The following is a 23,072-nucleotide window of genomic DNA, read 5'->3' on the forward strand; positions in this document are numbered from 1 at the left end:
GACAATATTGGGGCAGCGTGTTCCCGCGAAGGCGGGAACCCAGTTGAAACGGCGGAACTGGGCTCCCGCCTTCGCGGGAGCACACAGTACCAAAAGACTCACGGCTTCCACTCCAGAAAGCGCGACAGGAAGGAAAGGCCATAGGTCTGGCTCTTTTCCGGGTGAAACTGGCAACCGATGATGGTGTCGCGCGCCACCGCCGCGACCAGCGGGCCGCCATGGTCGGTCACGGCCGCGACACGCGCCGGATCGGTCGCCTCGAAATGATAGCTGTGCAGGAAATAGGCCTCGCCCGCTTCGATCAGGGGCGGCGCGCCGTTCAGCACGACATCATTCCACCCCATATGCGGCACCTTGATGCTGGCATCGCCCGGCTGCATCAGCCGCACCGTGCCGGGAATCCAGCCCAGCCCCTCATGCCGCCCGAATTCCTCGCCCGCGTCGGCCAGCAACTGCATGCCCACGCACACGCCCAGAAACGGCACGCCGCGCCGATGCACGGCATCCCCCATCGCCTCGACCATGCCGGGGATCGCCACCAGCGCATCGCGGCACGCCCGGAACGCGCCTACGCCCGGCAACACGATCCGGTCGGCCCGCGCCACTACATCGGCGTCGGCGGTAATGACGACATCGCCCGCCCCCGCCTTGCGCAGGGCATTATAGACCGAATGCAGATTCCCCGCGCCATAGTCGATCAGGGCGATCCCGCTCACAACATCCCCTTGGTCGACGGGATCGCGTCCGCCTTGCGCGGGTCGATCTCCACCGCCTGCCGCAGCGCGCGGGCCAGCCCCTTGAAGGCGCTCTCGACGATATGGTGATTGTTGCTGCCATACAGACATTCGATGTGCAGCGTGATGCCGGCGGCCTGCGCGAAGCTGTGGAAGAAATGCTCCACCATCTCCGCGTCCCACTCGCCGATCTTCTGCACGGTGAAGGGCAGCTTGCACACCAGCCATGGCCGCCCCGAAATGTCGAGCGCCACCCGCGTCAGCGTCTCGTCCATCGGCGAATAGACGGAGCCATAGCGCGAAATCCCGCGCTTGTCGCCCAGCGCCTTGGCCACCGCCTCGCCAATGGCGATTGCGCTGTCCTCGGTCGTGTGATGCTGGTCGACATGCAGGTCGCCCACGGTCTTGACGCTCATGTCGATCAGCGAATGGCGCGACAATTGCTCGATCATATGGTCGAGAAAGCCGATGCCCGTGGACACCGTATAAAGACCCGTGCCGTCAAGGTTGACGGTTACGTCGATCTGGGTTTCCGCCGTGTTGCGGTGAATCTCGGCCGTGCGCATGCTGGCCCTATAGCGCGTGCCGCCCATCTTGCAATCTGGTCGTGCGATGCGGGCCACCCAAACCGGCAGGGGGGTTGACCCCCTGTTTCGCGCCGTTAGGACATTGGCCCATGAGCGATGACCTGCCCGATAGCCTGATTCCCTATGACGAAATCGTGCAGGAAGCCCTGCGCGCCGTCGTCGGCCGCGTGCTGGGAGAGGTGCAGGCCAGCGGCGGCCTGCCCGGCAGCCACCATTTCTACATCACCTTCAAGACCCAGGCCCCCGGCGTCGACATCCCCAAGCGACTGATCGAGCGCTTCCCGGACGAAATGACCATCGTCCTCCAGAATAAATATTGGGACTTGAAGGTCAGCGACCATCATTTCGAGGTCAGCCTGACCTTCAACCAGGTCGCCGCCCACCTCATCATCCCCTTCGCGGCAATCACGGCGTTCGTCGACCCCGCCGTCAACTTCGCCCTTCAGTTCCAGGTCGCAGGCGACGCCCTGCCCGAACCCCATGACGAAGCCGAAAATGACGGCCCGCAAGTCGTGGCGGAAGATGGCTCCAACGTGGTGACGGTGGACTTCGGCAAGAAGAAATAGGCGCAAGCGGCGGCTAGGCCGCGCCTATTCGCACGACCGTCCCCCCACCTTCGTCATTCCGAACCCTTCGACTAACTCAGGACAGGCCCGATCCGGGATCCAGAGCGGCGCTTATGACCCTGGATCCTGACGTTCGTCAGGATGACGGCTCGGCATTGGCGGGCAACGACCAGCAGCGCCCGCAAATTCCTCCCCTGCAGGGGGGGTGATCGGGAACGACCAAAAGCGGAAATTTCCACTGTCACTGTTTCACGACATCATACCGGATATGCACAGCAGGGCGAAGGCACCCGATAAAAAACTGTATAAGCTGATCGCCAACCAAAATGTGATAGGCCGCACATCACGGTCCACCCAAGGATCGTCTATGAAATTGCGCCAGTAAACTCGGCGCTCTTTGATGGCGATAAATACATAAATTGCAAGACCGGCAGACCCCCCAGCCGAAAAAACGAAGCCAAAGATATGCTCTACTAATTTAGACATCTCATGAAACTTAGCATCCAATCTGCTCTTTGACGAGCTTCCTCTCCTCAGCCTTGATCGTTATTCTCCATGACGCTTTAGCGTCGATCGTCTCGACAGCAGCCCGTCCTGTCTTCGGCGAGAAGCTGACCGAGCAAAATCGACCAGCAGCGCCCGCACATTCCTCCCCTGCAAGGGGAGGGGGACCACGAAGTGGTGGAGGGGTGTCGCCCTATCGAGAGGCTGATACCCCTCCGTCTGGCCTACGGCCATCCACCTCCCCTTACAGGGGAGGATGCTCGGGAACGCCCATTCGCGGCCTTATTCAGTCAAAGTTGCCGCATCTGAAACCGGACGTAAGTCCATTACCTGATCAACGATTATCTCATGGTCAAATGCGCTCAAGTGCCCGTAGCTTCCCTTGCGAGCCGTTCGTCGTCCCACGAACTCAATTTCGTAGAGGCCTTCGTTGGTACCCGAAGAGGTTAGAGCCTTGCCAGACAACCATATGCGGTCGCCAGCGGTGTGATAGGAGCAGGAAACAGCAGGCGTTGGGCAAAAGCGGGAGTTCTCGAATTCTCTCCGCCATAGGCCTTTCCAATGACGGGCTGGTGTCATTTCGAAGCATTCGTCCGTGCCCAACGGCATCGCTTCTATACCACCATATTTAATCTTGTTGAGGCATCGCTCGGTGACGCCCGGCATACCCTGTCGCATCTCCTGAATAGCGTTATCCGACAGCCGCTCTGGTGGCTGTTCACACCCTTGCGTCAACAACAACATGGCAGGAGCGAGTCTCATAAAGCGGCACTGCATGATGCGATGATGGCCAGATCGACCGCCCTCTGCAACGTCTGCCTTGCGGGATGCTTATCCGAAAGCCGCCTGTCTGCTCCCCACCCAACTCAGCCAGAAACTATCCCGGCCAACATCATCCCGCCAGTCACGCGACGTATGAACACAGGCGCACACGCCGTCGCCACCGCGCAATTCCCCCTGTCCTACATCGCCCCCCGGCGCTAACTCTCCATATGCGACATGGGCGAACTTAACGAATTTTCACACGCCATCCCCTCCAACCAACCCGCCCCGGTCACCGCTCTACTCACAACCCCTTGGATTTCCTTCCCCTCACCTTAAATCAGCATCAGATTTGCGAATGACTCTTAACTGAAAGGCGCCCCCAAATGCCCGCGACCCGCACCGAAAGTGATAGTATCGGCGCCATAGAGGTGCCAGCGGACGCCTATTGGGGTGCGCAGACGCAGCGCAGCATCGAGAATTTCCCGTTCGGCGCGATGGAGCGGATGCCGATCGGCATCGTCCATGCGCTGGCCATCGTGAAGCAGGCGGCGGCGCGGGTGAACCGCCATCATGGGCTGGACGCCACCCAGGCCGACGCCATCGAAGCTGCCGCCGCCGCCGTGGCGGCTGGCCAGCATGACGATCAGTTCCCCCTCGTCATCTGGCAGACCGGCAGCGGCACCCAGTCCAACATGAACGTCAATGAAGTGATTGCCGGCATCGCCAATGAAGCGCTCACCGGCACGCGCGGCGGCAAGCATCCGGTTCACCCGAATGACCATGTCAATCTCGGCCAATCCTCCAACGACAGCTTCCCTACAGCGCTTCATATCGCGGCGGCTCTGGCCGTCACCAAAGCCTTGTTTCCCGCGCTAGACCGACTCCATGCCGCGCTCGATGCGAAAGCGAAGGCATGGGATCATATCGTCAAGATCGGTCGCACCCATTTGCAGGACGCGACCCCGCTGACGCTGGGGCAGGAATTTTCCGGTTACGCGCATCAGGTCTATCGCAGTCGCAAGCGGATCGAACCCGCCGCGATGCACGGCATGATGGCGCTGGCGCAGGGCGGCACGGCGGTCGGCACCGGCCTCAATGCGCCCAAGGGGTTCGACGTCGCGGTCGCGGCGGAAATCGCCACCATCACCGGCCTGCCGTTCCGCACTGCCGATAATAAGTTCGAGGCGCTGGCGTCCAACGACCCGCTGGTTCATCTCTCCTCGACCCTCGCCACGCTGGCCGTCGCGCTGACCAAGATCGCCAACGACATCCGCCTGCTCGGGTCCGGTCCGCGCTCTGGCCTTGGCGAACTGGATCTGCCCGCCAACGAACCGGGCAGTTCGATCATGCCGGGCAAGGTCAATCCGACCCAGTGCGAGATGCTGACCATGGTGGCGGCACAGGTCATCGGCAATCATCAGGCCGTGACCGTGGGCGGGATGCAGGGCCATCTGGAACTCAACGTGTTCAAACCGATGATCGGCGCGGCAGTGCTGCGCTCGATCCATTTGCTCAGCGTCGGGATGGAAAGTTTCGCGGAACGCTGTGTCGAGGGGCTGGAGGCGAACGAGACGCGCATCGCCGAACTGGTCGATCGATCGCTGATGCTGGTCACCGCGCTCGCCCCCGCGATCGGCTATGACAATGCCGCCGCCATCGCCAAGCACGCGCACAAGACCGGGCAGACGCTCAAAGCCGCCGGGCTTGAACTGGGGCTGGTGGACGCGGCGACCTTCGACGCGCTGGTGCGGCCGGAAAATATGACATGATCGACATCGGCATGGCGGAACCGCGCGCCGTCCGATACATTGACCCAGTATGAAAAAGCCTCTCGCCCCCAAAGCCCCGCGCGTCTCCGTCACCGCTCCCAAAAAGACCGGCCTGCTGCGCAAGGCAGCGCGCGTCGGCGCGACCGTCGTGGCCACGCGCGTCGCGGCCGATACCGGCAAGAAGGGCGTGTTCGGCCTGCTCGCCGGGATGGGGGCCAAGCGGATCATCATGCGCTATCCGGTCGGCGCGCTGGTCGTCACCGGCGCCTATATGGCGGGCAAGCTTTATGAGGCGAAGCGAGAGGTTGATCGCAAGCGCGCGATCAAGGCCCTGCCGGACCTCAGCAAGGAACCGGTGCCTATCAATAGCGCGCGAAAGGTAGCCAAGCCCTAAAGCGCGGCTTGCCACGACCGGACGGCGTCGAGCGGGAAGGTCAGCATCAATATGTTGAGCGTCAGATTGTCGCGGATCACCGCGAGCGCCAGCAATTCGAACCCGATCGCCACCGCGACCGACAGCCAGACCGGCGCGCGCGAAGCGAACAGGAAGCCCAGCGTCATCATGCCGATGTCGCTCATCGAATTGAGGACCGAATCGCCACTATAGCCAAGCGCAATGGTCGCCGTGCGATAGCGGTGGATGATGATCGGCGAATTCTCCAATATCTCCCAGGCCGACTCCACCGCCACGGCCAGCGCCAACCGCACCCCCATCGGGCGCTTGCGCAACAGCCATAGGGTGGCGGGATAGAATAGCAGCCCGTGAATGACATGGCTCAGGCTATACCAGTCGGCGATATGCTGGCTGTTGCCACTGTCCAGCGCTCCGTGCCACAATTCGACCCGGCCACAGGTGCAGATCGGCGGCCTGTCCATCAGCAGCAGCAGGGCGCAGGTCAGCACAGCGATCAGCCCCGCTGCGATCAACCCCCTGCGATGGACCATCCGCCTGTTACGCATCCTGCCATTTCCCCCTCTTGCAAAAGCCCGCATCAAGCGGCACTAGCGGCCATGGCCGACAGCATCCTGATCGAAACGCCCGACTTCAAGCGGCGCGGCGTCCTCTTTGTCCTCTCCTCGCCTTCTGGCGCGGGAAAGTCCACCATTGCGCGCAAGCTTCTCGCCGCCGAACCGGATATGTCCATGTCGGTGTCGGCAACCACCCGACCGATGCGGCCGGGCGAAGTCGACGGCAAGGATTATCATTTCGTCGACCTGCCCGAATTCCGCCGGATGACCGCCGATCAGGAATTTCTGGAATGGGCCCATGTGTTCGGCCAGCGTTACGGCACCCCCCGCGCGCCAGTGGAGGCCATGCTCAAAAGCGGGCAGGACGTGCTGTTCGACATTGACTGGCAGGGTGCGCAGCAATTGCATCAGATTGCCGGGGGCGACGTGGTGCGGGTATTCATCCTGCCGCCCTCGATGGAGGAACTGGAGCGTCGCCTGCGCGGCCGCGCGACGGACAGCGATGAAGTCATTGACGGTCGCATGGCCCGCGCGGCGGGCGAAATCGCGCATTGGGACGGCTATGATTATGTGCTGTGCAATGTCGATGCAGATGATTGCTTCAGCCGCGTGCAGACCATCCTCCATGCCGAACGGATGAAGCGCAGCCGCCAGACCGGCCTGATTGGCTTCATCCGCAAGCTGGGCCGTTATCACCAGGACGATTGAGCGCGATCCGCCGTCAAAAGCCTGCCGGGTCGGCCCAGTCGGGATGGACCCAGGCCATCGCCTTGAACAGGCTGCCCATCGCATCGGCACTGGTCAGCCGGGCGCGCGCGGCCTCCACTTCAGCGGCGCGCGCAGGATGTGTACGCGCCAGTTGCTCGGCGCGGGCGTCAATGCCCAGATCGCGCAGATACGGCCCTTGATCGACCGGGCCTGACACCCGCAATCCTGCCTGCCGCGCCATGTTGCCAATGATGGTGAAGTCGACATGGGTGGTCAGGTCGACCTCGCCAGGATCGGCGAAGGGATCGGCAAATTCATGCGCCTTCACCGCTTGCAGCGTATCGCCCAGCAACGGCCCGGCATAGCCATAGTCGATGATGATCGCTGCGCCGCCCTGTTTGGCGATCCGCTGCGCCAGCGCATAGGCGATTCCAGCACCCACAATCGGCGTTTCGATGATCGCCCCGTCCTGCGCCTGCGCCGCGATTGGGGGCAGGCCCGATTCGATGCGGCGATAGCCAGGAACGGCGACAAAGCGCCCTTCTTCTTCGCGCCGGATGACGACCCGCTCGCGCCATTCCTCGCCCACGCGAATGCACTGGCGCACCGGCAGCGCATCGAAAAATTCGTTGGCGATGACCAGCAGTGGCCCGTCGTCGGGCAGGCTGTCGATACTGTCATGATGGGTGACATGGGGCAGCAGTGCGCGCTGCCGTTCGCGCAAGGTGGGGCTGGTCTCGACGAAATGAACGCGCGGCGCGAGGGCGGCGCTCTCCATCGCGCGCAGCGCGTCGGCCGCCAATGTGCCGCGTCCCGGCCCCAGCTCGGCATAAAGCGGTCCAGGCTTGCGCCCCGACCGCATCCACACATCCGCCAGGCACAGCCCCACCAGTTCGCCGAACATCTGGCTGATTTCCGGCGCGGTGGTGAAGTCGCCATCCGCGCCCAACGGGTCGCGGGTGGCGTAATAATGCTGGTTCGCCTCCGCCATGAAATGCGCGACGGAGATCGGCCCGCCCGCGGCGATCTGGCGCGAAAGCCGTTCAGCCAGGGTTAGCGGCTCAGCTGACACTCGCGTTTCCGGCGATGGGCTCCACCCGCGCGCGACGCCCCTTCGATGTGACGATCAGGTAGAGGCCGCCCAAGATCATGGGCAGGCACAGCCACTGGCCCATATGCAGGCCGGTACGCGCGGCAAATTCCATCAACTGCGCGTCCGCTTCCCGCACATATTCGACGCCGAACCGGAAAATGCCATAGCCAAGCAGGAAAATGCCCACCAGTTTCCCCGGCTGATAGCGCGCGCGCGTACGCCAGAAGGCGAAGGCCAGGATGGCGAACAGGACAAGCCCTTCCAGCGCCGCTTCGTACAACTGGCTGGGATGACGGGGATAGGGGCCGCCGGTCGGGAAGATGATGCCCCAGGGAACATCGGTTTCCTTGCCCCACAATTCGCCATTCACGAAATTGGCGAGGCGCCCGAAGAACAGCCCGAAAGGGACGCAGCAGGCGACATAATCATGGATGCGCAGCCAGCTGAGCTTCTCCTTGCGCGCCATGTAGAGAATACCGAGCGACACGCCCGCCGCACCGCCATGGAAGGACATGCCGCCATTCCACAGCTTGAAGATGTCGAGCGGATGCGCAAGAATTTCGGGCTGGTAGAAGATGACATAGGCCAGCCGTCCGCCGATGATGATCCCCAATGTAGCATAGAAGATCATGTCGTCGGCATGGCGGCGACCCATGGGCGATCCGGGCTGGGCGATCAGCTTGAGCAGGTACCAGTAGCCGATCAAGATCCCCGCCAGATAGGCGAGACTGTACCATTTGAGCGTGAAGAAGCCGAGGTCGAGCGCAACCGGGCCGACGCCCAGATCGTCAAAGCGGATCGCGCCCGAAGCGGCAGCGGCAATGTCCAGGATCAATTCGGCTTCCTCTTGGCAATAGGATTGTGGCCATAGAAGGATTTTCAGCCAGATGGAATCATCTGATGGCACTCAAATCACGGAAATCCAAAAATCCCCGACAGGCCGGAGAGTATGGGGGACGTTGCTCTTTTCGCCAGATAGGCGCGCCTCATCCTTGATCCGTTCCGCATTTCGTGGAGGGCGGGGCGCGCGCCTTGCGCATTGTCGCGTATCTGCTTAAGCATGGTTCCCAAGTTCTGGCTCCGCATTGGGGCTGGCGATATGTGAAGCGAGTTACGGCATGGTGCAGCAAAGCCGCCCATCGCCGCAGAGTTCCGGCCCGACCGGCCGTTATGCGGGCAAGCGCGCCGCTTCCGGTCCGGGCGATGGGAGCAGGGCTGCGGCCATTCCTCCCCTGTCAACGCAGCGGGGCTTTGCGCCTTATGGCGCGCGCGAACGGCGATCCTATGCCGCGATCGACCTTGGCACCAACAATTGCCGCCTTTTGATCGCCAAGCCGTCGGCTGACGGTTTCATCGTCGTCGATGCTTTTTCGCGGATCGTGCGTCTGGGCGAGGGGCTGGCGTCCACTGGCCGGATCAGCGACGCGGCGATAGACCGGGCGATTGCTGCCCTGTCTGTCTGCGCGGACAAGCTGCGCCGCCGCCATGTCACGCTGGCGCGATCGGTAGCGACCGAAGCCTGTCGCCGTGCCAGCAATGGCGCTGAATTCATCCAGCGCGTCTATCGCGAAACCGGCATAGCGCTCGACATTATCAGCGCGGAAGAAGAGGCGCGACTTGCCGTGCTGGGGTGCCATGCCTTGCTGGAACCGGGCAACGGCCCGGCCCTGATCTTCGACATTGGCGGTGGATCGACCGAATTGGTGCTGGTCGATGCTCAGGGCTCGTCGGGCGCACCGCGCATTGTCGATTGGGTAAGCGCGCCATGGGGCGTCGTATCGCTGACCGAAAGCGAGGCGTTCGAGCATGACGATGCTGATGCGCGGTTGGCCGCTTATGGCAGGATGCGCGCGCGGGTCAGCGACGCATTCTCGCCGCTCGCGCGCCGCCTGCCGCAGGCTGCGGAGGACATCCGCCTGCTTGGCACGTCCGGCACGGTGACGACGCTGGCGAGCCTGCATCTCAACCTGCCGCGCTACGATCGGCAGGCGATTGACGGGCTGATCGTGCCCTGCACCTCCATGCGGTCCATTTCGGAGCGGCTGTCGACCATGACGCTGGGCGAACGGCAGAAGCTGCCCTGCATCGGCACCGAACGGGCCGATCTGGTGGTGGCGGGTTGCGCGATACTGGAGTCGATCCTCGACATCTGGCCTGCGCAGCGGCTGGGCGTTGCCGACCGGGGTATCAGGGAAGGCATTTTGCGCGGGCTGATGGACCGCGACGGGAGAATGATGTGAAGGGCGCCATATGAGAGGATCTGGCGCAGGCAAGGTGCGGGTCAAGAGCGCGAAGGGCCGCACCGCGCAGTCGGTGCGCTGGCTCGAACGCCATCTTAACGACCCCTATGTCCATAAGGCCAAGGCGGAAGGCTGGCGCAGCCGCGCCGCGTTCAAGCTGATCGAATTGGACGAGAAATTCCATTTCCTGAAAGGCTCGCGCGCGGTTGTCGATCTTGGTGTCGCGCCGGGCGGCTGGTCGCAGGTGGTTCGCAAGCTGGTGCCCAAGGCGGCTGTCGTGGGTATCGACCTGCTGCCGGTCGATCCGATCGGCGGTGTCACCCTGTTCGAGATGGACTTCATGGATGACAAGGCGCCGCAGCTTCTGCGCGATGCGCTGGGGGACGCGCCGGATCTGGTGATTTCCGACATGGCGGCCAACACCGTGGGCCATCCCCAGACCGACCATCTGCGTACCATGGCGCTGGTCGAGGCGGCGGCTTGGTTCGCGGTTGAAAATCTGCGCAAGGGTGGCACGTTCGTAGCCAAGGTCTTTGCGGGCGGGACCGACGGCGAACTGCTGGTGCTGCTCAAAAAGAATTTCACGACGATCAAGCATGCCAAGCCCCCCGCCAGCCGCAAGGGCAGCGTGGAATGGTATGTCGTGGCGCAAGGGTTCAAGGGGCGACCTGATGAACCGGCGCGGGACCGGACAGGCGCGCCAATCGCCGAATAGGGCCGGATGGCTGACGCATAGCGGAAAGAAGCGGGGGTCACTTGGTCGCAACGGTATCGACGGTCGCTTATCTGGGTCTGGAGGCGCGAGGCGTCGAGGTACAGTGCCAGCTGGTTCCCGGCTTGCCCAATTTCATCGTCGTCGGCCTGCCGGACAAGGCGGTGGCCGAAAGCCGCGAACGGGTGCGCAATGCCATCGCCGCCATCGGCCTGTCGCTGCCGCCCAAGCGGATCACCGTCAACCTTTCCCCCGCCGACCTGCCCAAGGAAGGGTCGCACTATGACCTGCCGATCGCGCTGGCGCTGCTGGGGGCGATGGGGGTGATCGATGCCGAAACGCTGTCGGGCTATGTTGTTGTGGGCGAACTGGGTCTGGACGGCCGCACTGCGCCATCGCCTGGCGTGTTGCTGGCTGCGCTGCATGCGGGCGAACAGGATATGGGGCTGGTCTGCCCGGTAGCGCAGGGGGCCGAAGCCGCCTGGGCAGGGCAGGTAGAGGTAGTCGCTGCCCCCGATCTGCTGAGCCTGCTCAATCATTTCAAGGGCACATCGGCATTGTCGCCGCCGCAACCGGGCGCCGTCGACGCGCCGGTTCGCACCGCTGACCTGAAACAGGTCAAGGGGCAGGAAACGGCCAAGCGAGCCATAGAAATTGCTGCGGCAGGCGGTCATAATCTGTTGATGGTCGGGCCGCCGGGCGCGGGCAAATCGCTGATGGCAAGCTGCCTGCCGGGCATATTGCCCGAACTGACACCGGGCGAAGCGCTCGAAACGTCGATGGTGGCAAGCGTCGCGGGCACGCTGGAGGGTGGGCGGATCAGCCGCGCCCGGCCGTTTCGCACCCCCCATCATAGCGCGTCGATGGCGGCATTGGTCGGCGGCGGGCTGCGCGTGCGACCGGGGGAGGTCAGCATGGCGCATCTGGGCGTATTGTTTCTGGACGAACTGCCAGAGTTTCAGCGCGCCGTGCTGGATTCGCTGCGCCAGCCGCTGGAGACAGGCGAGGTGACGGTGGCACGCGCCAATGCCCATGTGACCTTCCCGGCAAGAGTGCAATTGATTGCCGCCATGAATCCCTGCCGCTGCGGGCATCTGGGCGATCCGGCGCTCGCTTGTTCGCGCGCGCCGCGTTGTGCGGCAGACTATCAGGCCAAGGTTTCCGGGCCGCTGCTCGACCGGATCGACCTGCATGTCGAGGTGCAGGCGGTGACCGCTGCCGATCTGGTGCTACCGCCGCCGGCGGAAGGTTCCGTTGAGGTCGCCGCGCGCGTCGCCGCTGCCCGCGCGGTCCAGACCGCGCGCTATGGCGACGGCAAGGTGCGTACCAACGCCGAAGTCGATGGCGAGGCGCTGGAACAGGTCGCGGGGCCGGACGAGGCAGGCCGGCAGTTGCTGGCGCAGGCCGCCATCGCGATGAAGTTGTCGGCCCGCGGCTATACCCGCGTATTGCGGGTCGCGCGGACGATTGCGGATCTGGCCGGGGCGGAAAAGGTCGGGCGCGTGCATATCGCTGAAGCGCTCAGCTATCGCCGGCGCGCGCCGGTGAACTGACGCAGCGATGCTCGCCGCGCTCAAAGCCTGGGCCGGGCGGCTAAAGCGGGAAGTCTTGGCATTGTGGATTGCCGCGCGCAGTCCCGATACGCCATTGCCCGCACGGCTGATCGCCCTGCTGGTCGCCGCCTATGCGCTCAGCCCGATCGACCTGATCCCGGACTTCATTCCGGTCCTGGGGTTGCTGGACGATATATTGATCGTGCCGCTCGGCATTGCGCTGGCGGTCCGTTGCATCCCGGCCGCGCTGATGGCGCGCTATCGGATCGAGGCGACGGCGCGTGCCGACCGGCCATCGAGCCGCACGGGCATGTTCATTGTGCTGTTTCTGTGGGGCGTGGGGCTGGGCGCCTGTGTGCTTTGGCTGGCCGGCTGACGGATCAGGGGATTGGCTGGACGCTCATCAGCGTGAAAAGGCCGATGGCGACACCGCCAATCGCGAAGCCGATCAGAAAGCGGCGAATATCCGGCCAATAGTCGGGCGTGTCCATGGTGTCGTCTCCCCATGTCGATGACGGGGGAGGGGTATCGCTGCGATGCGGCTGCTACCAGTGACAAATATGGTTAGGGGAGGGGCCGATCAGGCCGCGCCGTCACCAGCGATCAGCTTGAGTTCCGTGACCGGGCTATGGTCCTCATGCGCGAAATGTCCTTCGATCCGGCTGCCCGGTTCGATCGTTATCCGTTCATAGCGCACGTCGCCTGTAATCCGGGCCGTGCTCTCGACCACCAGTTCCTGCGCGGCAATCGATCCGTCGACAAGGCCCGCCAGGCGCGCGCTTTGCGCGGTGACATGGCCGACGATGCGGCTGTCTGGACCCTGCACCAGCGCGGCACAGCTGATGTCGCCTTCAACCGTGCCGTCGACATGCAGGTCGACCGACGCGGTCAGATTGCCGCTGATGGTTACATCACTGCCGATCAGTGAAAAGGGGGTGTTTTTAGCCCCGGTTGCCGACATCGGCGAAACGCGCTTTTGCGATTTGCTGGACTTGGAGAACATCTTGGCGGGCCTCCAGAAAACGGCGCGGGTTGATGGCCTGGCCATTCAGCCGGACCTCGAAATGCAGGTGGGTGCCGGTCGAACGGCCAGTTGATCCCATGCGGCCGATCGTGTCGCCGCGTGAAACCGACTCGCCCACGCGACCGACAAAGCCGGAAAGATGGGCATAACGGGTCATCAGACCATTGCCATGCTCGACCTCCACGACATTGCCATAGCCCTGACGCTGGCCCACGAAGCTGACCTTGCCGCCAGCGGCCGCGTGGATTGGTTGACCATAGCGGCCGGGAAAGTCGATTCCGGCATGGAAAGCGGCATGACCGTTAAACGGATCGCGGCGATAGCCATAGGAACTGGTCTGCATCGGTGCCGTGGTGGGCTTGCCCGACGGGATGGTGAGCAGGCTGCGCTCCAGCAATTCCATGCGGTTGAGCGCGCTGGCCAACTCTTCCAGCTCGCCGGTCATCGCACCCTTGTCGCCCTTCCACGGCACGAAGGGGCCACCCTGCGCGCGGGCGGCGTTGCGGGTCAGGCTGTCGGGGTTCAGGCCAAAGCTGCGGATCGCGGCGGCGGCCTTGTCTGCGCGCTGCTCGACCGCGCTGGTCAGCATCATCGCGAACTGACGCTGCCGCTGGGCCAGTCGGACGAGAGGCGCGGCTTCGGGGGCCATGCTGATCTTGGCAGTCAGCTTGCCCTTCTCGCCGCTCTTGGCCGGGCCGACCAGATCGGCGCCCGCGGCATTGCCGTCCTCCGCACCGAAATGCGTCTTGTAGAGTTCATCCATGAAATCCTGGCGCGCTTCCAAGTCCTGCGCCAGATCCTCGACCGATTTGCGATAGTCCGCGACCTTGTCCGCCGTGCTGGCGACGGCCTTGCCCTGCTCGGCGAGCCGTGCGCGCTCCTGCGCCACAGCGGCTTTGCCAGCGAGCATAGATATGGTTGCGCCGCCCCAGCCGATCAACGCGGTGGAGGCAATGGCGATAGCGGCAAGCTGCGCCCGGCGCGAGATTCGCAGGAACTTCACCTGCCCCCCGGAGCGGAGAAAAATCTCCCGCTCAGGGCAAAGCGCGTTCAACCGCGCGCGGAGAGCGGCGGCTCCCGTTTTGCTGTTCTGCGACAATTGCGACCCCGCACTCTTATTCGAGTCGGGCCGATAGCAAAGCATTGCGAACTAGGCGAATCCGTCGTTGCGGAGTCGTGACGAGTCGAAGCATCAGCGCGGCGAAATGATTGGGGCCTTTATTTGTTCCTTACCGTCGAAAACAATTTTCAGCGCTGTTTCAATCTATTTGAGGGCAGGGCTGGCGAGTCTCTGTTTTGCCAGCAGCTCTGTTATGGTCGCCGCAGGCATGGCTGCGCCAAAATGATAACCTTGGCCATAATGGCATCCGCCCGCGCGCAGATAATCGACCTGACTGCTATTCTCCACCCCTTCGGCCACGGTACGGATACCCAGGCTATAGGCCAGGTTCAGCACCGTGCGGACGATGGCGGCGTCGTCCGGGTCCGTCTCCAGATCGCGGACGAAGCGCTGGTCGATCTTGATGATGTCGATTGGAAATTGCTTGAGGTGGGAAAGGGATGCGTAGCCCGTCCCGAAGTCATCAAGGGCAATGGACACGCCCGCTTTGCTCAGGCGGTGGAGCACCTGCCCGACACGGTCGGCATTGCGACCCAGAAAGACCGACTCGGTGACTTCCAGCTCGATCATCGTCGGCGGCAGGCCCGCCTGCGCTAGCCGCTCCAGCAAATGACCCGTGAAATTGTCATCGTTAAGGTCCGCGCCCGACACGTTCAGCGCGACATGACCAACATCCAGCCCGGCATCGCGCCAGCGGGCGCAGTCGGCAATGATGCCGGCGATCATCTGATTGGTGATCGCCGGTCCCAGTTCGGGATGCTCGAACGCCGCAGCGATGTCGGCCGGCATGATGACCGTTCCATTGCCGGTCGGGCAGCGGAACAGCGCTTCGAACCCGATGATCGCGCCGGTGTCGAGAGCGATCTTGGGCTGATACCAGGGGCAGGGGTGTTCCTGCGCCAGAACATGCCGGGCACGGTCGAGCATCGCTGTCTCCCGGTCCCAGCTTTCCAGCAGGTCCGGCCCGAATATGGTTGCGCGACCCCGGCCGTTATTCTTGGCATGATAAAGGGCGATGTCGGCATGTTTGACCAGCGCGGTCACATCCTCGCCATGGTCGGGGAACAGCGCCACGCCGATGCTGACGCGAGATTCGATCGGTCGGCCGCGATAGTCGAGCGGCGCGTGCAGATGATCGGCGATGCGCGTCAGGATCGACTGAAGCGCGTCGGCATCGGGCAGGCGGGTCAGCAGCACCGCAAATTCGTCTCCGCCCATCCGCGCGACCAGATCACCCGGCCGCAGCGCTTGGCGCAGCCGTCCGGCCACGGCGCATAGCAGGGCATCGCCTGCATCATGTCCCGCCGTGTCGTTGACACGCTTGAATTCGTCCAGATCGATCAGCAGGACCGCGAGTTGCGTCCGGTCGTTCGATGCCGCCGTCGCCTGCGTCACGGCGGCCATGAAATGCGCGCGGTTGGCAAGGCCGGTCAGCGCGTCCGTCATGGCGAGGCGTTCGAGATGCCGTTCGGCCTGCTTGCGTTCGGTAATGTCGACTACGCTGGTCATGAAGCAGGGTTCGCCGTCGATCACGATCGGGCGGGCGGACAGCATTGCATGGCGGATGGCCCCGTCGGCGCGGCGCAGCCGACACTCGAAATTGTCCACCGCTCCGCCGCGCTGTAGCGTAGCGAACAGCTCGTCGCGCACCGGCAAATCCACATAGGTTTGCTCGACATTATCGAGCCGGACGTCATGTCCCGCTCCATAGGCATCGATGGCCGCGCGGTTTAGATGCAGGATGTGACCGTCATAGCGTGTGACCAGCAAGGGTAACGGCACAGCCATGAACATGCGCTGCAACGTATCGCGGCTGTTGGCCAGTTCCAGCTGTACGGCCTGCGCGACCTGCCCGGCGGTCCATTCCTGCCGCTGAAGCCGGTTGTTGCGCGCGATCGCGATGCACATGCCGCAATGGAGTATTAGCATGGCCAGAACCATGCCCGGCATGGTGGAGGACAGCGGGGCAGGGGCGAGATAGCCGATCAGCAGCACGATGCCACAGGCCAGCCCGCCGCCGACATTGCCGCGATAACTGGTTGGGACGACCAGATAGAAAACCAGCGGCAGCATGACGAGGACGAAGATAGCGATGTCGCTGCGCGAACTCACCAGAAAGGCGACGCCGATGGCGGTTACGACCTGCCAGGCGAAGCAGATGCGTTCAACCGCCCGAAAGCTTGTCATCCGACGGGTTAGCCACAGGCTGACGATCGACCAGATGATCACGGCCAAGCGTGCGGGCACGGCGACCCAGAAATGCGCGGTCCCGGCAAAACGCCAGTCGCTCAACAGGAACAACGTGTTGAGAATCGTAGAAAGAATGAAAAGATTGCGGGCATGACGCCGCGATTCGGGCAGGCGCTCGGACTGGAACGCCGACTCCCGCTCGGCCAGGCGAAATTCGCCGCTGATTGTCGAAAGCCCGTTCACGTCCAGTCCAGTTAAGGCGCCCCGTTGGTGCCGGGGGCTAAAATAGGGCAGGCACGGTTAGCAATTCCCTAACCAGCGTCCTTTGGCCCTGCCAGATCAACGGGATGGCCAGGCGGTCGGCGATCGGCTTGACCCTTTGCCCCGGCATCGCTATAGGCCCGCCTGCCCAGCGGTCTGCCGCGTCGAGACTCGTCTCCTCGCATCATCCCACGCGGGCAATACAGAGCTGAACATTACCGGATGCTCTTGCGGCTCCAGGGGGGTATGCACCCGCCGGGGCCTTTGCTGTTTGGAAGCGACATGTTTCCCGGCCGCACTGAAACGCAGGGATGTTGCGGTAAAGTAACTGAAAAAGGTGAAGGGCTTCATGCCAACAATCAACCAGCTGGTCCGCAAGGGCCGCGAACCGCAGAAGGCCAAATCGAAGGTCCCTGCCATGGATGCGAACCCGCAAAAGCGTGGCGTTTGCACCCGCGTCTATACCACGACCCCGAAAAAGCCGAATTCGGCGCTCCGCAAGGTTGCCAAGGTTCGCCTGGTCAACCAGCGCGAAGTCATCACCTATATTCCTGGTGAAGGTCACAACCTTCAGGAACATAGCGTCGTACTGATCCGCGGCGGTCGTGTGCGAGATCTTCCGGGCGTGCGTTACCACGTTCTTCGCGGCGTTCTGGATACCCAGGGCGTCAAGGATCGCAAGCAGAGCCGTTCCAAGTACGGCGCCAAGCGTCCTAAGTAAGGGGAGAACAACCTATGTCACGTCGTCGTCGCCCCGAAAAGCGCATCATCCTGCCCGATCCCAAATATGGCGATCAGGTTCTGTCGAAATTCATGAACTCCATCATGCAGGACGGCAAGAAGGCTGTTGCTGAATCGATCGTTTATGGCGCCCTGGAAACCGTCGAGGCCCGCGCCAAGAAGGATCCGATCGGCATGTTCCATGACGCGCTGAACAACATCAAGCCGGGCATCGAAGTTCGCAGCCGCCGCGTTGGCGGTGCGACCTATCAGGTTCCCGTCGAAGTGCGTCCTGAGCGTTCGCAGGCCCTGGCCATTCGCTGGCTGATCGCCGCAGCGCGTAACCGCAGCGAAACCACCATGGCCGCCCGCCTGTCGGGTGAACTGATGGATGCAGCCAACAACCGCGGCAACGCGGTCAAGAAGCGCGAAGACACGCACCGCATGGCGGAAGCGAACCGCGCCTTCTCGCACTATCGCTGGTAAAAAGATTGGCGGGGCGGCGTTCAATCGGCCGCTGCCCCGCCTATCGCTCTTAAAAATCCATCCGTTCGTCGTGGGCCTACCCATGGCGGACGGATTGGTTTAGGGGCCACGCAAGAACACGAATCCCCAACCGCCGGTGCGCCGGCAACGGAGAAGCATCATGGCCCGCAGCCATCCGCTCAAACTGTATCGCAATATCGGCATTATGGCCCATATCGACGCCGGCAAGACGACGACGACCGAGCGTATTCTTTATTATACCGGCAAGTCCTACAAGATCGGCGAAGTCCATGACGGCGCCGCGACGATGGACTGGATGGAGCAGGAGCAGGAGCGCGGGATCACGATCACCTCGGCTGCGACGACCTGTTTCTGGAACGGTCACCGCATCAACATCATCGACACCCCCGGCCACGTTGACTTCACGATCGAAGTCGAACGCTCGCTGCGCGTGCTCGACGGCGCGGTTGCCTGCTTCGACGGCGTTGCCGGCGTTGAGCCGCAGTCTGAAACCGTGTGGCGCCAGGCGGACAAGTATAAAGTTCCGCGCATGTGCTTCATCAACAAGCTCGACCGCACCGGGGCCGACTTCTATTATTGCGTGCAGTCGATCATCGATCGTCTGGGCGCGCGTCCTGCCGTTCTGTATCTGCCGATCGGCACGGAAAGCGATTTCAAGGGTCTGGTCGACCTGGTCGAGAACCGCGCGATCATCTGGAAGGATGAGTCGCTGGGCGCTGAATTCTTCTTTGAAGAAATTCCCGCCGACATGGCCGACAAGGCGGCGAAATATCGCAGCGACCTGATCGAGCTGGCCGTCGAGCAGGACGATGCGGCGATGGAAGCCTATCTCGAAGGCACCGAGCCCGACACGGCGACGCTGAAGTCGCTGATCCGCAAGGGCGCGCTCAACCAGTCGTTCGTGCCGGTCGTTTGCGGTTCGGCGTTCAAGAACAAGGGCGTTCAGCCCCTGCTCGACGCCGTCGTCGACTACATGCCCAGCCCGCTAGACATTGAAGACGTGCAGGGCGTCAAGATGGACAGCAACGAGCCGGACAGCCGTCCCGCGACCGACGATGCGCCCTTCAGCGCGCTGGCGTTCAAGGTGATGAACGACCCGTTCGTGGGCTCGCTCACCTTCATCCGCATCTATTCGGGTACGCTCGTCAAGGGCACTTACCTGAACTCGGTGAAGGACAAGAAGGAAAAGGTCGGGCGCATGCTCGAAATGCACGCCAACGAACGTAAGGACGTTGAAGAGGCATTTGCAGGCGACATCATCGCGCTGGCCGGCATGAAGGAAACCACCACCGGCGACACGCTGTGCGCCGAGCGCCAGCCGATCGTGCTGGAGCGGATGGAATTCCCTGAACCGGTTATCGAACTGTCGGTGGAGCCCAAGACCAAGGCGGACCAGGAAAAGATGGGCATCGCGCTCAATCGCCTGTCGGCTGAAGATCCCAGCTTCCGCGTGTCGACCGATCATGAATCGGGCCAGACCATCATCAAGGGCATGGGCGAACTTCACCTGGAAATCCTCGTCGACCGCATGCGTCGCGAATTCAAGGTCGAAGCCAATGTCGGCGCGCCGCAGGTGGCCTATCGCGAATATCTCGCGAAGAAGGTCGACATCGACTACACCCACAAGAAGCAGTCGGGTGGTTCGGGTCAGTTCGGTCGCATCAAGGCGACCGTCATTCCTGGCGAGCGTGGTTCGGGCTACCAGTTCTTTGACGAGATCAAGGGCGGCAATATTCCCAAGGAATATATCCCCTCGGTCGAAAAGGGCTTCCGTGAAACCGCGCTGACCGGTCAGCTGATCGGCTTCCCGATCATCGACTTTGAAGTCCATCTCTATGACGGCGCCTATCACGACGTCGACTCGTCGGCTCTGGCGTTCGAAATCTGCGCCCGCGGCGCCATGCGCGAAGCGGCTCAGAAGGCGGGCATCAAGCTGCTGGAACCGATCATGAAGGTCGAAGTCGTCACCCCGGAAGATTATCTGGGCGACGTCATCGGCGACATGAACAGCCGTCGTGGCCAGATTCAGGGCACCGACAGCCGTGGCAACGCACAGACCGTCGATGCCATGGTCCCGCTGGCCAACATGTTCGGTTATGTGAATACGCTGCGCTCTTTCACCCAGGGTCGGGCCAGCTATTCCATGTCGTTCTCGCACTATGACGAAGTGCCGCAGAATGTCGCTGACGAGGTGAAGGCCAAGATGGCCTGAAAATCCTGATCCGCCCTGTGCGAACGGGGCGGTTAGGGCTTTCATTATGCAAATTTGCTGCTATGGACGCGCCTTCGCAAGGCGCGGCCGAGCGGTCAAACCCATCGGATTTGATTAGAAGGTAGGATAAAATGGCGAAAGCTAAGTTTGAGCGGACGAAGCCGCATTGCAACATCGGCACCATCGGTCACGTCGACCATGGCAAGACCTCGCTGACCGCAGCGATCACGAAGGTGCTGGCCGAAACCGGCGGTGCGACCTTCACCTCGTATGACAACATCGACAAGGCGCCCGAAGAGCGCGAGCGCGGCATCACCATTTCGACCGCCCACGTCGAATATGAAACCGAGCTGCGCCACTATGCGCACGTCGACTGCCCCGGTCACGCTGACTATGTGAAGAACATGATCACCGGTGCCGCCCAGATGGACGGCGCGATCCTGGTCGTGTCCGCCACCGACGGCCCGATGCCCCAGACCCGCGAGCACATCCTGCTGGCCCGTCAGGTCGGCGTGCCGCAGATGGTCGTGTTCATGAACAAGGTTGACCTGGTCGACGATCCGGAAATTCTGGAACTGGTCGAACTGGAAATCCGCGAGCTGCTGTCGTCCTACGATTTTGATGGCGACAACATCCCCATCATCCCTGGCTCGGCTGTTTGCGCCCTGAACGGCACGAACCCTGAAATCGGTCACGACGCCGTGCTGAAGCTGATGCAGTCGGTTGACAGCTGGATCCCGCAGCCCGACCGTCCGGTCGACAAGCCCTTCCTGATGCCGATCGAAGACGTGTTCTCGATCTCGGGTCGTGGTACGGTTGTGACCGGCCGCGTTGAAACCGGCATCGTCAAGGTTGGTGAAGAAGTCGAGATCGTCGGCCTCAAGGACACCCGCAAGACCGTCGTCACCGGCGTCGAAATGTTCCGCAAGCTGCTCGACCAGGGTGAAGCTGGCGACAATATCGGTGCGCTGGTTCGTGGCGTTGGCCGTGAAGACGTTGAGCGTGGTCAGGTTCTCTGCAAGCCCGGCTCGATCAAGCCGCACACCGAGTTTGAATCGGAAGTCTATGTGCTGTCGAAGGAAGAGGGTGGCCGTCACACGCCGTTCTTCGCCAACTATCGTCCGCAGTTCTACTTCCGCACCACCGACGTGACCGGCGAAGTCGTTCTGCCGGAAGGCACCGAAATGGTCATGCCCGGCGACAACGTGAAGCTCGGCGTCAAGCTCATCGCCCCCATCGCGATGGAGCAGGGTCTGCGCTTCTCGATCCGCGAAGGCGGCCGGACCGTCGGTTCGGGGGTTGTTTCGGCAGTCACCAAGTAATATAGGCAGCGAGCCGCGCGGGTCATCTGATTCGCGCGGCTCGGATTTTAACCGCCTCGGACCGATCCTCGCCGGCTTCGCGCTAGAGGATTAAACGGGGCGGTTTGTTTTTTGGCTCTTTCGCATCGGTAGTAGGACATGGACAGCAACATCCGCATTCGCCTTAAGGCGTTCGATCATCGCGTGCTCGATCAGGCGACCGGCGACATCGCCGACACCGCCCGCCGCACCGGCGCCCTCATTCGCGGCCCCATTCCTCTGCCGACGCGCATTGAAAAGTTCACGGTCAACCGTGGCCCGCACGTCGACAAGAAGTCGCGCGAGCAGTTCGAGGTTCGCACCTACAAGCGTATGCTTGACATTGTGCAGCCGACGCCGCAGACGGTCGACGCGCTGATGAAGCTGGACCTGGCTGCCGGCGTGAATGTCGAGATCAAGCTCGCTTAAGCGGGTTTGCCTTTAGCCCCGGCGATGGCCGGGCAGGCAAGCCAGCAAGTTCCTGCTGACTGAAAAGTCGCCAGGGTATCGGGTATTCCACCCCGCCTTCTGCAAGGAAGGGTGGAAGCTCAAACGACACAAGGGATACCGCGCGGCTTCGGCCGTGGCCCTGGTCCCCCGTCGCTGTTCCCGAATAGGGGGTGGCATCCAACCCAGACGGGGTGATCTGCAAACTAAGGGTTGGCCGCGAAGGAGAGATCCTGAGCGGTTTTTTCGTTGGATACGCCCGCTGATAAGGCGGGCCTCTATTGGGAGTATGGATCATGCGCACTGGCGTGATCGCGAAGAAAGTCGGGATGACCCGCCTGTTCCAGGAGGACGGGCGTCACGTTCCGGTTACGGTTCTGGCCCTTGAAGGCAACCAGGTCGTGGCTCGGAAGGATGTGGACAGCGACGGCTATGTGGCCGTGCAGCTGGGTGCCGGCACCGCGAAAGTTAAGAATGTCGCCAAGCCGCAGCGCGGTCACTTCGCCAAGGCGGAAGTGGAGCCCAAGGCTCGTCTGGTCGAATTCCGTGTCGCCGAGGACGCGCTCCTCGATGTCGGCGCAGAAATCGCCGCTGACCATTTCATCGCCGGCCAGCTGGTCGACGTGGCCGGTCACACCCAGGGTAAGGGTTTTGCCGGCGCCATGAAGCGTTGGGGCTTCGGCGGTATGCGTGCCACCCACGGTGTGTCGATCAGCCATCGTGCCCATGGTTCGACGGGTAACCGCCAGGATCCGGGTCGCGTCTTCAAGAACAAGAAGATGGCCGGTCACATGGGCGATCGTGAACGCACCCAGCAGAATCTGGAAATCGTGCGGACCGACGTCGAGCGCGGTCTGCTGTTCGTCAAGGGCAGCGTTCCGGGCGCCAAGGGCACCTGGCTCACCGTCAAGGACGCGGTCAAGGTCGCTCGTCCGGCGGACGCACCCTATCCCGCCAGCCTGAAAAAGGCTGACAATAGCAACGACGCTGCGAACACCCCGGCCGAAGACGCCGTGGCGACCGACGTCACCGAAGGCCAGGAGGGCTAAAC

The 23,072-nt window shown here is 62.7% G+C and carries 24 protein-coding genes; 14 read left to right on the plus strand and 10 right to left on the minus strand.

What is annotated here, in order from left to right:
* Window positions 1–98 precede the first annotated feature (98 nt).
* Both hisH and hisB read right to left on the minus strand, forming a co-directional pair.
* Window positions 99–716: an imidazole glycerol phosphate synthase subunit HisH gene (hisH, locus tag IWY39_RS14455; RefSeq protein WP_107125637.1), complete on the minus strand. Its 618-nt coding sequence runs from the start codon at window positions 714–716 to the stop codon at window positions 99–101.
* Window positions 713–1,300 (minus strand): imidazoleglycerol-phosphate dehydratase HisB, encoded by a 588-nt coding sequence (gene hisB, locus IWY39_RS14460; RefSeq protein ID WP_026002551.1) that lies wholly within the window; start codon window positions 1,298–1,300, stop codon window positions 713–715. The genes hisH and hisB overlap by 4 nt, the downstream gene beginning before the upstream one ends.
* Before the next feature lie 110 nt (window positions 1,301–1,410).
* On the opposite strand from hisB, the gene IWY39_RS14465 reads away from it, so the two are divergent.
* Window positions 1,411–1,887, plus strand: coding sequence for an SspB family protein (locus IWY39_RS14465; RefSeq protein ID WP_019052917.1), 477 nt, complete (start codon window positions 1,411–1,413; stop codon window positions 1,885–1,887).
* 249 nt (window positions 1,888–2,136) lie between these two features.
* Here IWY39_RS14465 and IWY39_RS14470 read toward each other — a convergent pair whose 3' ends face one another.
* Both IWY39_RS14470 and IWY39_RS14475 read right to left on the minus strand, forming a co-directional pair.
* Window positions 2,137–2,373 (minus strand): hypothetical protein, encoded by a 237-nt coding sequence (locus IWY39_RS14470; RefSeq protein ID WP_107125638.1) that lies wholly within the window; start codon window positions 2,371–2,373, stop codon window positions 2,137–2,139.
* Window positions 2,374–2,673: 300 nt separating this feature from the next.
* Window positions 2,674–3,153 (minus strand): hypothetical protein, encoded by a 480-nt coding sequence (locus tag IWY39_RS14475; RefSeq protein WP_196871608.1) that lies wholly within the window; start codon window positions 3,151–3,153, stop codon window positions 2,674–2,676.
* A 386-nt stretch (window positions 3,154–3,539) separates the two neighbouring features.
* Between IWY39_RS14475 and fumC the strand changes: the two genes are divergently transcribed.
* Both fumC and IWY39_RS14485 read left to right on the plus strand, forming a co-directional pair.
* Window positions 3,540–4,925, plus strand: coding sequence for a class II fumarate hydratase (fumC, locus tag IWY39_RS14480; RefSeq protein WP_107125640.1), 1,386 nt, complete (start codon window positions 3,540–3,542; stop codon window positions 4,923–4,925).
* Between the two features lie 49 nt (window positions 4,926–4,974).
* Complete coding sequence (locus tag IWY39_RS14485) at window positions 4,975–5,319, plus strand: hypothetical protein (protein WP_107125641.1); 345 nt, start codon at window positions 4,975–4,977, stop codon at window positions 5,317–5,319.
* Here the strand turns inward: IWY39_RS14485 and IWY39_RS14490 are convergent.
* On the minus strand, window positions 5,316–5,885 hold the full coding sequence (locus IWY39_RS14490; RefSeq protein WP_107125642.1) for a DUF2585 domain-containing protein: 570 nt from the start codon (window positions 5,883–5,885) through the stop codon (window positions 5,316–5,318). The genes IWY39_RS14485 and IWY39_RS14490 overlap by 4 nt on opposite strands.
* Window positions 5,886–5,936: 51 nt before the next feature.
* On the opposite strand from IWY39_RS14490, the gene gmk reads away from it, so the two are divergent.
* Entirely contained in the window at window positions 5,937–6,602 is a 666-nt protein-coding gene (gmk, locus tag IWY39_RS14495; RefSeq protein ID WP_019052922.1) for a guanylate kinase, read from the plus strand.
* Window positions 6,603–6,615: 13 nt separating this feature from the next.
* Here the strand turns inward: gmk and IWY39_RS14500 are convergent, their stop codons facing one another.
* Entirely contained in the window at window positions 6,616–7,674 is a 1,059-nt protein-coding gene (locus IWY39_RS14500; protein WP_107125643.1) for a class I SAM-dependent methyltransferase, read from the minus strand.
* On the minus strand, window positions 7,664–8,530 hold the full coding sequence (gene lgt / locus IWY39_RS14505; protein ID WP_017184018.1) for a prolipoprotein diacylglyceryl transferase: 867 nt from the start codon (window positions 8,528–8,530) through the stop codon (window positions 7,664–7,666). Before lgt ends, IWY39_RS14500 begins: the two co-directional genes overlap by 11 nt.
* A 283-nt stretch (window positions 8,531–8,813) precedes the next feature.
* Here lgt and IWY39_RS14510 point away from each other — a divergent pair, with 283 nt between their 5' ends.
* The 4 genes from IWY39_RS14510 to IWY39_RS14525 are packed head-to-tail and all read left to right on the plus strand — an operon-like array spanning window position 8,814 to window position 12,576.
* Window positions 8,814–9,935, plus strand: a complete 1,122-nt coding sequence (locus IWY39_RS14510) for a Ppx/GppA phosphatase family protein (RefSeq protein ID WP_107125644.1) — start codon at window positions 8,814–8,816, stop codon at window positions 9,933–9,935.
* A 10-nt stretch (window positions 9,936–9,945) separates the two neighbouring features.
* Complete coding sequence (locus IWY39_RS14515) at window positions 9,946–10,650, plus strand: RlmE family RNA methyltransferase (protein WP_019052925.1); 705 nt, start codon at window positions 9,946–9,948, stop codon at window positions 10,648–10,650.
* Between the two features lie 41 nt (window positions 10,651–10,691).
* On the plus strand, window positions 10,692–12,200 hold the full coding sequence (locus IWY39_RS14520) for a YifB family Mg chelatase-like AAA ATPase (RefSeq protein ID WP_107125645.1): 1,509 nt from the start codon (window positions 10,692–10,694) through the stop codon (window positions 12,198–12,200).
* Between the two features lie 7 nt (window positions 12,201–12,207).
* Window positions 12,208–12,576 (plus strand): YkvA family protein, encoded by a 369-nt coding sequence (locus IWY39_RS14525; protein WP_107125646.1) that lies wholly within the window; start codon window positions 12,208–12,210, stop codon window positions 12,574–12,576.
* A 204-nt stretch (window positions 12,577–12,780) separates the two neighbouring features.
* On the opposite strand, the gene IWY39_RS14530 is transcribed toward IWY39_RS14525, so the two are convergent.
* From IWY39_RS14530 to IWY39_RS14540, 3 genes are all read right to left on the minus strand, one after another.
* Window positions 12,781–13,161, minus strand: coding sequence for a bactofilin family protein (locus IWY39_RS14530; RefSeq protein ID WP_017184024.1), 381 nt, complete (start codon window positions 13,159–13,161; stop codon window positions 12,781–12,783).
* On the minus strand, window positions 13,142–14,227 hold the full coding sequence (locus tag IWY39_RS14535; protein ID WP_107125647.1) for a M23 family metallopeptidase: 1,086 nt from the start codon (window positions 14,225–14,227) through the stop codon (window positions 13,142–13,144). Before IWY39_RS14535 ends, IWY39_RS14530 begins: the two co-directional genes overlap by 20 nt.
* A 261-nt stretch (window positions 14,228–14,488) precedes the next feature.
* Entirely contained in the window at window positions 14,489–16,777 is a 2,289-nt protein-coding gene (locus IWY39_RS14540; RefSeq protein WP_107125648.1) for a putative bifunctional diguanylate cyclase/phosphodiesterase, read from the minus strand.
* A gap of 367 nt (window positions 16,778–17,144) precedes the next feature.
* Here IWY39_RS14540 and rpsL point away from each other — a divergent pair, with 367 nt between their 5' ends.
* The 6 genes from rpsL to rplC all read left to right on the plus strand — a co-directional run bounded on the left by rpsL (window position 17,145) and on the right by rplC (window position 23,070).
* Window positions 17,145–17,516 carry a 30S ribosomal protein S12 gene (gene rpsL / locus IWY39_RS14545; protein WP_026002556.1) on the plus strand — a complete coding sequence of 124 codons (372 nt, stop codon included), beginning with the start codon at window positions 17,145–17,147 and terminating at the stop codon, window positions 17,514–17,516.
* A 14-nt stretch (window positions 17,517–17,530) separates the two neighbouring features.
* Window positions 17,531–18,001: a 30S ribosomal protein S7 gene (gene rpsG / locus IWY39_RS14550; protein ID WP_017184026.1), complete on the plus strand. Its 471-nt coding sequence runs from the start codon at window positions 17,531–17,533 to the stop codon at window positions 17,999–18,001.
* Between the two features lie 160 nt (window positions 18,002–18,161).
* A complete protein-coding gene (gene fusA / locus IWY39_RS14555; protein ID WP_019052930.1) occupies window positions 18,162–20,234 on the plus strand; it encodes an elongation factor G in 2,073 nt (690 codons plus the stop codon).
* Between the two features lie 131 nt (window positions 20,235–20,365).
* On the plus strand, window positions 20,366–21,556 hold the full coding sequence (gene tuf / locus IWY39_RS14560; RefSeq protein WP_017184028.1) for an elongation factor Tu: 1,191 nt from the start codon (window positions 20,366–20,368) through the stop codon (window positions 21,554–21,556).
* A 138-nt stretch (window positions 21,557–21,694) separates the two neighbouring features.
* A complete protein-coding gene (rpsJ, locus tag IWY39_RS14565; RefSeq protein WP_006960299.1) occupies window positions 21,695–22,003 on the plus strand; it encodes a 30S ribosomal protein S10 in 309 nt (102 codons plus the stop codon).
* A gap of 314 nt (window positions 22,004–22,317) precedes the next feature.
* Entirely contained in the window at window positions 22,318–23,070 is a 753-nt protein-coding gene (rplC, locus tag IWY39_RS14570) for a 50S ribosomal protein L3 (protein WP_017184029.1), read from the plus strand.
* Window positions 23,071–23,072 lie beyond the last annotated feature (2 nt).

Source organism: Sphingobium sp. JAI105, assembly GCF_015752145.1.
In the GTDB taxonomy this organism is placed as follows: Bacteria; Pseudomonadota; Alphaproteobacteria; order Sphingomonadales; family Sphingomonadaceae; genus Sphingobium; species Sphingobium xenophagum.

Coding starts and splice junctions, on each gene's coding strand:
- hisB (WP_026002551.1), bottom strand. CDS start 1,300: ATGCGCACGGCCGAGATTCACCGCAACACGGCGGAAACCCAGATCGAC.
- IWY39_RS14465 (WP_019052917.1), top strand. CDS start 1,411: ATGAGCGATGACCTGCCCGATAGCCTGATTCCCTATGACGAAATCGTG.
- IWY39_RS14470 (WP_107125638.1), bottom strand. CDS start 2,373: ATGTCTAAATTAGTAGAGCATATCTTTGGCTTCGTTTTTTCGGCTGGG.
- IWY39_RS14475 (WP_196871608.1), bottom strand. CDS start 3,153: ATGAGACTCGCTCCTGCCATGTTGTTGTTGACGCAAGGGTGTGAACAG.
- fumC (WP_107125640.1), top strand. CDS start 3,540: ATGCCCGCGACCCGCACCGAAAGTGATAGTATCGGCGCCATAGAGGTG.
- IWY39_RS14485 (WP_107125641.1), top strand. CDS start 4,975: ATGAAAAAGCCTCTCGCCCCCAAAGCCCCGCGCGTCTCCGTCACCGCT.
- IWY39_RS14490 (WP_107125642.1), bottom strand. CDS start 5,885: ATGCGTAACAGGCGGATGGTCCATCGCAGGGGGTTGATCGCAGCGGGG.
- gmk (WP_019052922.1), top strand. CDS start 5,937: ATGGCCGACAGCATCCTGATCGAAACGCCCGACTTCAAGCGGCGCGGC.
- IWY39_RS14510 (WP_107125644.1), top strand. CDS start 8,814: ATGGTGCAGCAAAGCCGCCCATCGCCGCAGAGTTCCGGCCCGACCGGC.
- IWY39_RS14515 (WP_019052925.1), top strand. CDS start 9,946: ATGAGAGGATCTGGCGCAGGCAAGGTGCGGGTCAAGAGCGCGAAGGGC.
- IWY39_RS14525 (WP_107125646.1), top strand. CDS start 12,208: ATGCTCGCCGCGCTCAAAGCCTGGGCCGGGCGGCTAAAGCGGGAAGTC.
- IWY39_RS14530 (WP_017184024.1), bottom strand. CDS start 13,161: ATGTCGGCAACCGGGGCTAAAAACACCCCCTTTTCACTGATCGGCAGT.
- rpsL (WP_026002556.1), top strand. CDS start 17,145: ATGCCAACAATCAACCAGCTGGTCCGCAAGGGCCGCGAACCGCAGAAG.
- rpsG (WP_017184026.1), top strand. CDS start 17,531: ATGTCACGTCGTCGTCGCCCCGAAAAGCGCATCATCCTGCCCGATCCC.
- fusA (WP_019052930.1), top strand. CDS start 18,162: ATGGCCCGCAGCCATCCGCTCAAACTGTATCGCAATATCGGCATTATG.
- tuf (WP_017184028.1), top strand. CDS start 20,366: ATGGCGAAAGCTAAGTTTGAGCGGACGAAGCCGCATTGCAACATCGGC.
- rpsJ (WP_006960299.1), top strand. CDS start 21,695: ATGGACAGCAACATCCGCATTCGCCTTAAGGCGTTCGATCATCGCGTG.
- rplC (WP_017184029.1), top strand. CDS start 22,318: ATGCGCACTGGCGTGATCGCGAAGAAAGTCGGGATGACCCGCCTGTTC.